The organism is Variovorax sp. HW608, from assembly GCF_900090195.1.
In the GTDB taxonomy this organism is placed as follows: Bacteria; Pseudomonadota; Gammaproteobacteria; order Burkholderiales; family Burkholderiaceae_C; genus Variovorax.
In genome coordinates, this window is sequence record NZ_LT607803.1 from 2,646,172 (window position 1) to 2,659,165 (window position 12,994).

Annotated in this window: 12 protein-coding genes; 4 read left to right on the forward strand and 8 right to left on the reverse strand. The window is 65.7% G+C overall.

The window, feature by feature from the left end; translation table 11 throughout:
* Nucleotides 1-27 precede the first annotated feature (27 nt).
* The 3 genes from VAR608DRAFT_RS12420 to VAR608DRAFT_RS12430 are packed head-to-tail and all read left to right on the forward strand — an operon-like array spanning nucleotide 28 to nucleotide 3,058.
* Nucleotides 28-1,329, forward strand: coding sequence for a Rieske 2Fe-2S domain-containing protein (locus VAR608DRAFT_RS12420; protein ID WP_197700514.1), 1,302 nt, complete (start codon nucleotides 28-30; stop codon nucleotides 1,327-1,329).
* Nucleotides 1,311-2,270 carry a PDR/VanB family oxidoreductase gene (locus VAR608DRAFT_RS12425; protein ID WP_231973464.1) on the forward strand — a complete coding sequence of 320 codons (960 nt, stop codon included), beginning with the start codon at nucleotides 1,311-1,313 and terminating at the stop codon, nucleotides 2,268-2,270. Before VAR608DRAFT_RS12420 ends, VAR608DRAFT_RS12425 begins: the two co-directional genes overlap by 19 nt.
* An 11-nt stretch (nucleotides 2,271-2,281) precedes the next feature.
* Entirely contained in the window at nucleotides 2,282-3,058 is a 777-nt protein-coding gene (locus VAR608DRAFT_RS12430; protein ID WP_088954342.1) for an SDR family NAD(P)-dependent oxidoreductase, read from the forward strand.
* Here VAR608DRAFT_RS12430 and nac read toward each other — a convergent pair.
* On the reverse strand, nucleotides 3,048-3,983 hold the full coding sequence (gene nac / locus VAR608DRAFT_RS12435; protein ID WP_088954343.1) for a nitrogen assimilation transcriptional regulator NAC: 936 nt from the start codon (nucleotides 3,981-3,983) through the stop codon (nucleotides 3,048-3,050). The two genes, VAR608DRAFT_RS12430 and nac, sit on opposite strands and share 11 nt — an antisense overlap.
* A gap of 129 nt (nucleotides 3,984-4,112) precedes the next feature.
* Between nac and VAR608DRAFT_RS12440 the strand changes: the two genes are divergently transcribed.
* Nucleotides 4,113-5,087, forward strand: a complete 975-nt coding sequence (locus tag VAR608DRAFT_RS12440) for a LysR substrate-binding domain-containing protein (protein ID WP_088954344.1) — start codon at nucleotides 4,113-4,115, stop codon at nucleotides 5,085-5,087.
* A gap of 3 nt (nucleotides 5,088-5,090) precedes the next feature.
* Here VAR608DRAFT_RS12440 and VAR608DRAFT_RS12445 read toward each other — a convergent pair whose 3' ends face one another.
* Genes VAR608DRAFT_RS12445 through VAR608DRAFT_RS12475 form a run of 7 tightly spaced genes read right to left on the reverse strand, consistent with a single transcriptional unit; the run spans nucleotide 5,091 to nucleotide 12,987 of the window.
* Nucleotides 5,091-5,810: an HpcH/HpaI aldolase family protein gene (locus VAR608DRAFT_RS12445; protein WP_088954345.1), complete on the reverse strand. Its 720-nt coding sequence runs from the start codon at nucleotides 5,808-5,810 to the stop codon at nucleotides 5,091-5,093.
* A gap of 11 nt (nucleotides 5,811-5,821) precedes the next feature.
* Nucleotides 5,822-6,628: an SDR family oxidoreductase gene (locus VAR608DRAFT_RS12450; protein WP_088954346.1), complete on the reverse strand. Its 807-nt coding sequence runs from the start codon at nucleotides 6,626-6,628 to the stop codon at nucleotides 5,822-5,824.
* Nucleotides 6,625-8,313, reverse strand: a complete 1,689-nt coding sequence (locus VAR608DRAFT_RS12455; protein ID WP_088954347.1) for a hydantoinase B/oxoprolinase family protein — start codon at nucleotides 8,311-8,313, stop codon at nucleotides 6,625-6,627. Before VAR608DRAFT_RS12455 ends, VAR608DRAFT_RS12450 begins: the two co-directional genes overlap by 4 nt.
* 11 nt (nucleotides 8,314-8,324) lie before the next feature.
* A complete protein-coding gene (locus VAR608DRAFT_RS12460) occupies nucleotides 8,325-10,415 on the reverse strand; it encodes a hydantoinase/oxoprolinase family protein (protein ID WP_088954348.1) in 2,091 nt (696 codons plus the stop codon).
* 35 nt (nucleotides 10,416-10,450) lie between these two features.
* Nucleotides 10,451-11,179, reverse strand: coding sequence for a branched-chain amino acid ABC transporter ATP-binding protein (locus VAR608DRAFT_RS12465; RefSeq protein WP_088954349.1), 729 nt, complete (start codon nucleotides 11,177-11,179; stop codon nucleotides 10,451-10,453).
* Between the two features lie 16 nt (nucleotides 11,180-11,195).
* Complete coding sequence (locus VAR608DRAFT_RS12470; RefSeq protein WP_088954350.1) at nucleotides 11,196-11,969, reverse strand: ABC transporter ATP-binding protein; 774 nt, start codon at nucleotides 11,967-11,969, stop codon at nucleotides 11,196-11,198.
* Complete coding sequence (locus VAR608DRAFT_RS12475; RefSeq protein WP_088954351.1) at nucleotides 11,959-12,987, reverse strand: branched-chain amino acid ABC transporter permease; 1,029 nt, start codon at nucleotides 12,985-12,987, stop codon at nucleotides 11,959-11,961. Before VAR608DRAFT_RS12475 ends, VAR608DRAFT_RS12470 begins: the two co-directional genes overlap by 11 nt.
* Nucleotides 12,988-12,994 lie beyond the last annotated feature (7 nt).

The window sequence follows — 12,994 nt, forward strand, 5'->3', positions numbered from 1 at the left end:
CATGGCCGCAAAACACACGGAGAAGAGATGAAACACGAAGAGAGTGTCGACCTGACACGGGTCGGACCGGGCACGGTCATGGGCGAGTTCATGCGGCAGTACTGGATGCCGGCGGCCATGTCCTCCGAGGTCAAGGCGGATGGCGATCCGGTCCGCCTGATGCTGCTCGGGGAGAAGCTCATTGCGTTCAGGGACTCGCAGGGACGGGTCGGCATCCTCGATCACCGCTGCCCGCATCGCTGCGCTTCGCTCTTCCTCGGGCGGAATGAAGAAAGCGGCATTCGGTGCGTCTACCACGGCTGGAAGTTCGATGTCGAAGGCCATTGCGTCGACATGCCCAATGTCCCGGTCCGTCAGGATTTCAAGGACAAGGTGCACGCGAAGGCCTATCGCACGGCCGAGCGCAATGGCTTGATCTGGGTCTACATGGGGCAGCAGCAGGACTCCCCTCCCCCCTTGCCCAACATCGAAGCCAATCTGATTCCCGACTCGGAGGTCTGGTGTCTCCAGCGTGAATGCAACTGGCTGCAGGCACTCGAAGGCGATATCGACACCTCGCACGTCGGCTTCCTGCACGTGGGCATGCTCTCGCCCGACGACCTGGCCGAAGACCATCCGATGCGGCCGACGGTGATCAACCGTACGCCGGAGTACGAAGTCCGGAACACCGATTGGGGCGCGATGTACGGCGGCTTCCGACCCAGCGAGGACGGAAACATGTCGTGGCGCGTGGCCCACTTCATGTTCCCTTTCTGGACGCAGACGCCCAACGCACGATTCGCCACGCGCGCCATCGCACGCGCCTGGGTGCCGATGGACGACGAGCACAGCATGCTGTTCGACATCTCCGGCGGCATCGACGAAGGCAACCCCGCATACATCTCGAAGCGAAGGAACGGCGAACCGCTGTACGACAAGTTCGTCTACGAGCCCAACGGCAGCGACTGGTTCGGACGCTGGCGTTGCCGCGACCGCCAACACAACGACTGGGGCATCGATCGCGAATCCCAGCGCAATGGAACGCAGTACACCGGCATTGCGAACATCACGATCCAGGACCAGGCCGTCACCGAAAGCATGGGTCCGATCACGGATCACGATTTCGAGCACCTGGCCCCGACCGACCAGATGATCGCCCGGACACGCCGGATCGCCCTGATGGCGGCCCGCGCATGGCGGGACAGGAAGGTGCTGCCCCCCAGCGCGGCGCAGCCCGACGTTTTCATGGGCGCCCGCGCGGGGTCGTTCCTTCACGACCCGGCCGCCTCGCTCGAACAGGCCTATCAGGAGCAGCTGCAGAAGGCCGTCCGGTGGAAGGCCGCGGCTTGAGGGATGACGCCATGCAAGCAAGAATTCGATCCGCATGCTGGGAAGCCGATCACATCCTCGGGTTTCGACTGGAGCCACTGCGTGGCGAAGCCCTGCCGTCGTTCACCGCGGGCGCCCACATCGAGGTGGCCCTGCAGCCCGGACTGAAGCGCAGCTACTCCCTGCTCAACGATCCCTCGCAGCGGGACGTCTACGAGATTGGCGTGCAGCTCGACCCTGAGAGCAGGGGCGGGTCCCAGCACATCCACGAGCACTGGCGCCCCGGGCAGGTGGTCGAGGTTTCGGCGCCGCGGAACCTGTTCCCGCTCAAGGAAGACGCCAGCCATACGATCCTGATTGCCGGCGGCATCGGCATCACACCGATGCTGTCCATGATGTCCAGGCTCCGGAGCCTCGGGCAGTCCTTTGAGTTGCGTTACGCGGTGCGCAGCCGGAATCGCGCGGCGTTCCTGGAGCGGCTGGAGGGTCTGCCCGAGGTGCATGTCACGATCGATGACGAACCGTCGACCCCCCGGCTCGATTTGAAAGGGCTCATCGCCACGGCACCGCCCGACGCCCACGTCTATTGCTGCGGTCCCTCGGGAATGCTGGCGGCTTTTCGCGAGCATGGCGGACCTCTGGGTGAGCGCATGCACTTCGAGTACTTTGCCTCGGACGCCAAGGCCGCATGCGACGGCGGATACCGGCTGCAGCTCCAGCGCAGCGGGAAAGTCATCGAAGTCGTTGCCGGCGAAACCATGCTGGACGCCCTGCTGGGCGCCGGGGTCGACGTGGGCTTCGCCTGCTTCGAGGGCGTCTGCGGCAGCTGCCGCCTCCCGGTGCTCGAGGGGGTGCCCGATCACCGGGACCAGTTCTTCACCCAGGCGGAGAAGGATGCCAACAACGCCGTCATGGCGTGCTGCTCCGGCGCGCGCACCCCTTCTCTCACGTTGGACATCTAGTGGAGACCCGCATGCAACTCGACACAGTGAAATCCAACGTGACTTTCGACTTTTCCGGGCGCTCGGTCCTGGTGACCGGTGCCGGGCGCGGTGTCGGCGAAGAGATTGCAAGGCTCTTCCATTCATCGGGGGCCCGGGTGGCTGTCAGCGATGTGGACGGTGATGCGGCAAAGCGCGTTGCGCGTGAGCTTGATGATTCAGGCATCGCGTCGATGGCGCTCACCCTCGACGTTCGCCGCAAAGAGGCTTTCGAAGAGGCGCGCGACAGCATCTCGGCAGCCTGGGGACGGACCGACATCGTCGTCAACAATGCCGGCTACGCAAAGCGCACACCGGTCCAGGACATCAGCGTTCAGGAATTCGACGACATCGTCGCCATCAACATGCGCAGCGTGTTCCTGAGCTGCCAGGTCTTCTCGGAACACATGCGGGCCAACGGCTATGGACGCATCGTCAACGTGACCTCGCTGGCAGGTCAGAACGGCGGCACGGTCGCCTCAGCCCACTATGCGGCATCGAAAGCGGGCGCCATCATGCTTTCGAAGTATTTCGCACAGCAGCTCGCCGGGACCGGCGTCACCGTCAACGCGATCTCGCCGGGTCCCATATCCACTGCCAAGGGGCGCTTGTCCGACGAGCAGATCGCTCGCATCGAAAGCCTGGTACCGATCGGCCGGTTCGCCGAGGCCTCCGAAATGGCTGCCGCCGTGGCATTGCTGGCCTCGGATCAGGGCGGCTTCTTTGTCGGCGCGACCCTGGATCTGAATGGCGGCCTGTTCATGCGGTAGCCTTGTCAGAGGGAACGGGAGCGCCCTTGGCGTGAAACGCTTCCACCAGCTCCAGAAGAACGCCCTTGACCACCTGCGCCGGCTCCGACATCGGGAGGTGCGCGGCGGCACAGAGCACCAGTGATACCTCTACAGAGGGCGCGGTCAGCGGATAAAGCTCCGCCGCAGCAGTATCCGCGACGGTCCGAGCGATCGAAGCAGGCAGGATCGTTGCGCCGACACCCGACGAGATCGCGGCAGCGAGGGTGGTCGAAGACTCCATCTCGGCCACGACGTGCGGAACGACCTTCACCGCGGCGAAGGCCCGGTCGACATAGCGACGCAGTTGATTGCTGCTGCACGGCAAGAGAAGATCGACTTCGCCCAGGTCCGAGAGGGCGAGTTCGTCATCCCTTGGCAGCAACCCGGCCGGCGCGACCACACACAACGGCTCCTTCAGCAAGGCGTCGAATCGAAGTCCCTCCACGCCACCCTCGCCGCCGTACAGCACAGCCATGTCCATGAGGCCGCTGCGCACGGCGTCGAAGAGGGTGGTGCCGAAGTTCTCGTTGATGTGAAGGACGATCTTCGGGTGCCGGCTTTGCACCACCTGGAGCAGCTTGAGGGCCAGCGTCGAGGCCGCCGTGCCCGGCGCCAGTCCCACCGACACTTGCCCGACGAGGCTGCGGCCCGCGTTCTGGACGTCCGCCCGGGCCTGCTCGATCTGACGCAGGATCGACTGTGCATGCCGATAGAGCACTCGCCCCGCTTCCGTCGGCACCACGCCCTTCTGGGTTCGTACGAGCAGCTTCTGCTTGCACTCGTGTTCCAGGGTCGCGAGCTGCTGGCTCAGTGCGGGTTGTGCAACGTGGAGGACTTCGGAGGCCAAAGTGAGACTGCCGAGGTCGACAATCTTCACGAAGTACTTCAATCGCCGCAGGTTCACTGAATTCTCAAGGTGGTTTCGCTGAAGGTGGTAGCAAGCATCAAGCCAGCCGGCTACAGCGTCAATCGGGATTACGATCAGCGATGCCTTCGCGCCGGCCGCGGACGATCACCTCGAAAAGAACAGTCAATGTCAGTGAACTTCAAGACGCTCAAGAGCTTTGTGACTGCGGTGGACGCCCGGAGCCTGTCGGCCGCGGCACAGCAGTTGCGCGTGGCTCAACCAGCGCTGAGCCAGCACATCGCCTCGCTCGAAAAGCACTTCGATCAGAAGCTGCTGGTGCGCTCGAACGCAGGCGTCAGGCCAACGCCGGCAGGCGATCAGCTTTACCGGCACGCGCAGCTCATCCTGAGCCACCTGGACCAGCTTGAGAACGATTTGGCCAGCCGCAGCCGTGGCGCCAACACGGTTTCGGGTCCGGTGTCGGTGGGACTGGCGACCTACAGCACGGCCTCGGCGCTTTCGATGCCGTTGCTGAAGGCCGTTCGCGACCAGTATCCCGGCATCAATCTCTTCATCAACGACAACTTCGGCCTCGTCCTCAGCGAGATGGTCATGACGGGCCGGATGGACATGGCCATCATCTACGCGGGTGCGCCGATGAAAGGCGTCACGCTCGAGCCGCTCCTGTCCGAGGAGCTGTTCCTCATCGCACCCGCAGGCATGAGCTTGCCCGGATCGGGGGAAGGAACCATCCCGCTGCGCGCGCTCGCGGACATCGACCTGCTGCTCCCGAGCCGGATGCACCTGCTTCGGCGCTTGATCGATGAAGCGTTCGCTTCGGCCGGCATCACGCCGAACATCCGGGCCGAGATCGAGTCCTCGGAGACGCTCAGGCAGGCGATCGAGGCGAGAGTCGGCGCGACCATTCTTCCCGCGGCGCTGGCAGGCCTGGGCTCGCCGGGCGCCGCGCTGACCGTCCGCAAGATCGTCGAGCCGGTCATCCGCACGACGATCTCGCTGTGCATTCCGAATCACGTGCCGATGTCGGAACAGGCCAAGGTCGTTCTCGGCCTGCTGCGCGCACAGATCGCGCAGCTGTTTGCCGCCGGGCTCGACACGGGAATCGGCGCGCCCGCGAAAGAAAGCTCGTCGACGAACTGACAGTCAGGCCACGGCCTCGGCTGCGCTGGGCGTGGAGAGCTTGCGCATGGCGGCGACCCCTTCGGCCACGAAGGGGTCCGCGTGGTAGTAGAGCAGTTGCGCCCCCGCCGAAACGAGATGCTGTGCATCGTGCCGCACGACCAGCGTGCCCGCGATCTTCCCGGCGGCCCGGATGCGTCGCAGCGTCGCGTCGACCAGATCCAGCACGGCCTGCGGGCGCCGGGAACCGGCAGCCACGGACGGCGAATAGCCCATGGATTGCGAGAGGTCGCCCGGCCCGACGAAGAACACGTCGATGCCCTCGACGGCCAGGATCTCGTCGAGGTTGCGGACGGCTTCGACCGACTCCACCATGCCGACGAGCAATTTCGTCTGGTGATCGTCGGGACATGCATAACGGAAGGTGTGGACCACCTGCCGCGCGATCTCGGCCGTGTGGATCAGGGGCACCATCACGCCGTCCGCCCCCGCGTTCAGGCAGCGCGTGATCGTCGAGCGCTCCTGGTTCTGCGGGCGGACGATGCCCCAGCCGCCGGCGTAGCGCGACGCCTTGGCCATGTGGTGGATGTCTTCGAAACTCGCCAGGCCGTGCTCGCAGTCGATGAAGACCGAATCCGCTCCCGAGCGAACGAGTTTCTCGCACAGCGTTGGCGAGACGTGGTTGGGATTGACCATCAGGACGGAGTCGCCGTGGGCCAGTCGTTGATGAAGGGTCGTGGTCATTTTTGCTCCGTTCAAGGTTTGCCCGGCGTGCCGTCCGGCGCGCCCAGCCAGCGGCTGATCTCGACATCGGGCCCCTGGTCGCGCGCCAGCGTCGGGCTGATGACGAGTTGCTCGATCGTGGTGCCCTGCGGCAAGGTGCAGGCCAGGAGAATGGCTCGTGCGACGTCGTCGGGCGCGACCATCGCCGCCCGCTCCTCGGGAGTCGGAGGCCGCACGCGCGTGTCCATGATGGGCGTGTTCACCTCGCCGGGAAGGATCGTCGTCGAGCGGATGTTGTTGTTGCGGAAGGTGGCGTGCATGAAGCCCATCAGGTTCGCGACCGCCGCCTTGGCTGCGCCATAGGGCGCGCCGCCGAGCAGGTTGGGACGCACCGCCGCCAGGGAGGAGACCGTGACGATGGTCCCGGCACCCGCGGCCAGCATGCCTGGCAGCACCGCCTGGATCAGCACGTACACCGCCGTGAGATTGACGGAGATCGCCGACTCCCAATCCTCCGGCTCGATCCAGCGGATGTTGCGCACGCGACTGGTGAGCCCCGCGTTGTTGACCAGGATGTCGACGGTTCCGATCTCGCGCTCGATCCATCGAACGAGTTCCTGAAGCTGTTCGCGGCTCTGCAGATCGGCGGGCCGTGCCCATGCCTCTGCACCTGCGCCGCGGATCTCGGCCACCACGGCTTCGAGCGCTTCCTTGCGGCGGCCCATCACGACGACGCGCGCACCCTCGGCCGCAAGCATGATGGCTGTCGAGCGGCCAATGCCCGACCCGCCGCCGGTGACGAGCGCGACCCGGCCCGCCAGTGCCTTCGCGCCGGTCATGCAGCCACCTTCGCAGGCTTGGGCGCCGGCTTCGCCTCGTAGCCGTAATCCGTACGCGCGCCTCCGGGCGTGACCAGTCCCTGCCTGAGATCGTCTTCGACCAGTTCGCGCGGCCGTGTCTTGGCATCGCCCCAGCCGCCGCCGCCGGGGAGTTCGATCGTGAGGCGTTCACCGGGCGCAAGGACGAGGCGCCCTTTCGGGAACACCGGCTCGCCGTCGTGCAGCACCGCCCCATTGCGCCCGGCCTGGCCACCCAGAACACCGAGACAGGGATATTTCACATGCTCGGTACTGAGATAGATGTTCATCTCGCGGTCCGAAAGATTGCGCAGCGTCCCGCGTTGCCCCAGGCCGCCCCTGAACTTGCCGGGCCCGCCGGAGTCCGGGATGAGTTCCTTGCACTCGGTCAGCACCGGCACCGCGAGTTCGTACATCTCGATCGGCGTCACGCGGCAGTTCGAGGGGAAGCTCAAGGTGTCGAGTCCGTCCATCGAGGAACGGCCGCCCTGCCCGCCATGGAAGTTCTGCGCACTGCCGTAGGCAGTTCCGTCGGCGCGCTTGCCCTGGCAGTTGATGCCCCAGATCGGAGCGCCGCCGCTGTCGCCCATCGCGCCTTCGGGCACCACGTTCTGCAGTGCCTTGAAGATCAGACTCGGGATGCAATGGCCGACCAGATTGCGCGCCGCCCCCGCAGCATGCGGTCTCGGGTTGAGGATGGACCCTGCGGGCGCGGAATCGGTCAGCGCCACCATGCAGCCCTCGTTGTTGGGCGTATCGGGATCGAGCAGGCACTTGAGCGCATAGACGCTGTGCGCCACGCGATAGTGCGGAACGACATTGATGCCGCGCGCCACCTCCGGAGAGGTTCCCGCGTAGTCGACATGGATGGAGTCCTCGCGCACATCGACGTTCACGCAGAGCTTGACCTCGGTCTCGAAGCCATCGATGGTCATGTCGGCCTTGTAGCTGCCCTTGGGCCAGGCCGAGATCGCCTTGCGCATGTGCCGCTCGGAACGGCTGAAGATCGCATCGCCCAGCGCCTCGCAGTCGTCGAGCCCGTACTCGTCCATGAAGCGGCTGAGCTCGCGGCTCATCACTTCGTTGGCTGCCACCATGCTCTGGATGTCGCCGCGTACCTCGTTGGGCAGGCGCACGCTCGCCTCGATCACGGAGAACACGTCCCTGTTCGGCTTTCCGGCCTTGAAGAGCTTGAGCATGGGAATGCGGATTCCCTCCTCGAACATGTCGGTCGAGTCGGGCGACTGCGGCCGCCCGCCGATGTCGGGAAGGTGCGCGATGCTGCCGGCGTAGGCCACGATCTTTCCCTTGCGGAAGATCGGCGTGAGCATGACCATGTCCGGCAGGTGCCCCGTGCCGATGATGGGATCGTTGGTGGCGAGCACGTCGCCAGGCTCGAGGGATTCCGGCGGGAATGCCTTCAGGAAGTAGTTCTGCGCCGCCATCGGTAGCGTCGTGATGAAGACCGGGATCGACCAGGTGCACTGGGCCAGCGCCCTGCCCTTGGCATCCAGCAGGACGTTGACGTAGTCGTGATTCTCGCGAACGATCGGCGAGAAGGCCGTGCGCCCGAGCGCGGTGTCGGCCTGGTCGGCGATGAAGACCAGCCGGTCCCACATCACCTGCAGCGTGATCGGATCGTTGAAGTCGGCTTTCAGGAGTGACATGGCTGGGACCTTCAGTTCAGGAGCATGATGAGGTTGTGACGTTCGTCGAGCGAGGCCGAGGCGTTCGGCCCCATCACCACGGTCGATTCGCGCTGTTCGATGATGGCCGGCCCTTCCACCGAAACCCCGGGAACCAGCGCGTAGTGGTCGTAGACCGGGGTGTCGACGTACTTTCCGAGTTCCGCGAAGAAGACCGGCCGCGTTCCCTTGAGGGGATCGCGCGCAGCACCCGCCTCGCCGCGCAGGTTCGCAAGCGACACCGCACTCCGGGGCCCGCTCGCCCGGATGCGCCAGGTGATCACCTCGGCGTCGGTCCCGCTCACTGCCCGGCCGTACAGGGCAACGTAGTTGCTGTGGAAGCGATCCATCAACTCCTCGACGAAGGCGGGATCGGCGGGGTCCAGTTCCGGCAGCGCGACCGAGATCTCGTAGCCCTGCCCCACGTGCCGCATGTCCACCGTGTAGCTGAAGCGGATCTGGTCGGCGGGTACCTTGCTCGCCAGGACGACTTCGCGGCCCTGCTCTGCCAGGTTCGCCTTGACCACGTTGACCGCGCTCGGATTCCAGGCCGAGATCCGCATCGGAAGACTGGTGGACAGGTCGGCCGCCACCGGCGCCCCGAGGAGCCCGATCGCCGAGGTCACGCCCGCGCCGATGGGGCAGATCACCTTGCGGATGCCGAGCTTGCGCGCCACCCCATAGGCATGGACCGGACCCGCCCCGCCGAAGGCGATCAGAGGCAAGGCGCGCGGATCGACGCCGCTGTCGGTGGCCTGCATCGAGGCGGCCTCGGCCATGCTCTCGTTGACCATGTCATGGACGCCCCAGGCGCAGCGCTCCCTGCTGATGCCGAGTTCCTTCGCCAGGCGCTCCATGGCGGCTTCGGCGGCAGCCTTGTCGAGGGCGAAGTCGCCGCCGAGAAAGGAGTTCTCGTTCAGATAGCCCAGCAGCAGATCGGCATCCGTCACCGTCGGCTCGGTGCCGCCGCGCCCATAGCACGCGGGGCCAGGCGCAGCAGCCGCGCTGCGCGGACCCACGCTCAGCAGGCCCAGCTTGTTGCGAGCCGCGATGCTGCCGCCGCCGGCGCCGATCTCGATCATGTGGATCGACTGGATCTTGAGCGGGAAGCCGCTGCCTTTGCGGAAGCGCTCGTGACGCGCCACTTCCAGGTCGTTCGCCACCATCGGCTCGCCGTTCGGGATCAGGCACAGCTTTGCCGTCGTGCCGCCCATGTCGAAGGAAAGCACGCTGTCGACGCCCGACTGGCGCGCATAGTCGGCCGCCGCGACGGCGCCCGCCGCCGGACCGGATTCGATCATCCGAACCGGCGTGCGCGACGCCGAGGAACTGGGCACCACGCCACCGCTCGATGTCATCCACAGCAGTTGCCCATCGACGCCGCGCTGCGAAAGCTCGCGTTCCAGATGGTTCACGTGGCCGACCATCATCGGCCGCGTGTAGGCATTGACCACCGTCGTCGATGCGCGGTCGTACTCGCGCACCTCGGGGCACACGGCGGACGAGAGGGAGACCGAGATCTTCGGCGCCACTTCGGCGATCAGCTCCGCAACCCGGCGCTCGTGCTGCGGGTACTTGTAGGCATGCAGCAGGCACACGGCGACCGATTCCACTTCACGCTGGAGCAGCGCGCGGGCGATGGTGCGAACCCCGTCCTCGTCCAGTGCCTTGATCACGGTACCGTCTGCCGCGATGCGCTCCTCCACGCCGAAGCACAGATCGCGCGTCACGAGCGGGTCGGGATACTTGATGCGCAGATCGTAGAGGTCATAGCGGCCTTCCGTGCGGATGCGCAGCATGTCCTGGAAGCCATGGGTCGTGATGAACGCGGTGTGCACGCCCCGGCGCTCCAGCACCGCATTGGTCACGACCGTCGTGGCGCCGAGAATCTGCAGGCTGGCCGTTCCCGTGCCCTTGCCTCCATTCTTCTCGCGCACCTTGGCCAACAGTTCATCGACGCCCTGCAGCACGGCGCGCGCAGGCGCATCGGGCGTGCTCAGCACCTTGTGCAGCAGGATCGTTCCGTCGTCGTCGGACATGGCAAAGTCGGTGAACGTGCCGCCCGTGTCAAATGCCAGCTTCATGCTTTTCAGCTCCTTCGGTATTCGGTTGATGGGTTTCAGGCCGGTTGTGCGTCGGAAGCGCGCCGGCCCGTCATGAAGAGTTCGCCCAGGTCGGCGCTGCTCAGTCGGGCCACCGGGCTGTCCCAGATGACCTTGCCCAGACGCAGGACGACGGCGCGCTCGGCGGTCTCCATGGCCTTGCGGGTGTTCTGCTCCACCAGCAGGATCGTTCGGCCTCCCTGGTGCAGTCGCTTGAGTTCGTTGAAGACCAGCGTGACCGCCTGCGGAGAGAGGCCGACGGAGGGCTCGTCCACCAGCAGGATCTCCGGCCGCCGCAGCACGGCCATGGCCATCTCGAGCAGTTGCTGCTCGCCGCCGGACATGTTGCCGGCCAGTTCGTTGCGCCGCTTGCGCAGGATCGGGAAGAGGTCGTAGACGTACTCGCGCTCGCCCTGCAGGTCGCCGTCGCGGATCGTGTAGGCGGCCATCTCGAGGTTCTCGTCGATGGTCATGAGCTGGAAGTTGCAGCGCCCCTGCGGCACATAGGCGATGCCGTGCGCCAGCATGGCCTGGGGCCGCAAGCCGGCAATCTCCTGGCCCTTCCATCGAATCGATCCGCCCTTGTGCGTCGTCATGCCGAACAGCGACTTGAGCAGCGTCGACTTGCCGGCCCCGTTGGGCCCGAGCAGCGTCACGAATTCACCGTGGCGGATGTTCAGGTCGACGCCATGGAGGATGTCCAGGTGGCCATAGCCCGCGCGCAGATTCTTGATTTCGAGTTCCATGCTCTGTCCTTTCGACTCAGCCGCCGAGATAGGCTTCGATGACTTCCGGATTGCGCACGACCGCTTCGGGCGTGTCGTCGGCCAGCTTCGTCCCCTGATGCAGCACGACCACGCGGTGGCTCAGCTTCATGAGGACATCCGTGTTGTGCTCGATGACGACGAAGGTCACGCCCAGCTCGCGATTCGCGTGCTCGATGCACTGGATGACCTTCTCGATCAGGATCGGGTTGATGCCGGCCAGCGGCTCGTCCAGCAGGATCAGCTCGGGATGCGGCATCAGCATCGAAGCGAACTGCAAGAGCTTCTGCTGTCCCCCCGACATGTTTCCGGCCGGCAGGTGCGCCACGCGCGAAAGCCCGGAGACCTCGATCAACTGCCGCGCCCGCTCCCGCAGCGCGCTGACCCGCCGGCGCGCTGCCGGTCCCACCCAGAACGTGGACAGGACGTTCGGGAAGCTCGACATCTGGCCCGCCAGCACGAGGTTCTCCTCGGAATCGAGCGTCGGGAAGACCACGGTCTTCTGAAAGCTGCGCAGGAACCGGCCTTCACGGGCGATGCGGTTCATCGGCCATCCGGTGATGTCCACGCCCTTGAGAAGCACGCGCCCCGCGTCGCTCTTCTGCAAGCCCGTGCAGCAATCGAAGAGCGTCGACTTGCCGGAGCCGTTGGGTCCGATCAGTCCCATCACCTCGCCGCGGCGAACCTCGAGGTCCACACCCTGCAGCGCGGCAACCGCACCGTAGTTCTTGCGCAGGCCCTCGATGCGCAGCATTGCGTTTTCAGCCGCCATGGTGCTTCTCCTTGGCATCGTGGCCCAGCCGCGCAATGCGCTCGGCCACGCTCTGGAACAAGGGCGCAATGCCCTTGGGGAAGAGGAAGACCAGCCCCAGCAGCACGAATCCGTAGATGATCATGCGCAGCTCGGGCGCGATGCGCAGCGCTTCGGAGACCGCGACGAAGACGAAGCTTCCGATGATCGCGCCGGGTATCCTGCCGACCCCGCCGCCCAGGACGATGATCAGGATCGTGTTGGAGTAGTAGGCCTGGAACACCAAGGGGCTCACCACGGTCGAGAAGTGCGCGTAGAGGCTTCCACCGAGACCGGCGAAGACCGCGCTCAGCATGAAGACGAGGAGCTTGTAGGTCCAGGTGGGCACGCCCAGGGACTCGGCGAGCGTCTCGTTGTCGCGAATGGCCACCATGCAGCGCCCGGCTGGCGACCGGATCAAGGCGACGAACAGTGCGACCGCCAGCGCCGCGACCGCGAGCACCAGGTAGAAATACTCCGGCGCCTTGACGACGGTGTAGGCGGCCTCTCCGAAGCCAAGACGCGGCCGCGCAACGCCGGACAGGCCCATGTCGCCGCGCGTCAGGCCGACCCAGTTCTTCGAGACCATCTGGGCAATCACGACCATCCCCAGGGTACACATGACGAAGGAGGTGTCGCGCAGCCTGAGCGCCGGGATGCCCAGCGGCAGCGCGACCAGACCCGCGACGAGGCCCGCGACCAGGAGGTTGACGATGAACGAAGTGCCGAAATGGATCGACATCAGCGCCGAGGCATAGGCGCCCAGGCCGAAGAAGACCCCCTGCGCGAGCGACAACATGCCCGTGTAACCGAGGATCAGGTTCAGGCCGAGCGCTGGCAGCAGGAAGATCATCGCCAGCACCATGGCGTGCAGGTAGTAGTCGCCCAGGAAGAGCGGCATGGCGAGCAGTGCGGCAACGCCGAGCACCGAGGCGCTCCAGTTCACCGTCGCGACGCGTGCCGTCGGCAGCAGTGGGGTATCCAGCGTGGTGGAAGACATGTGGCTT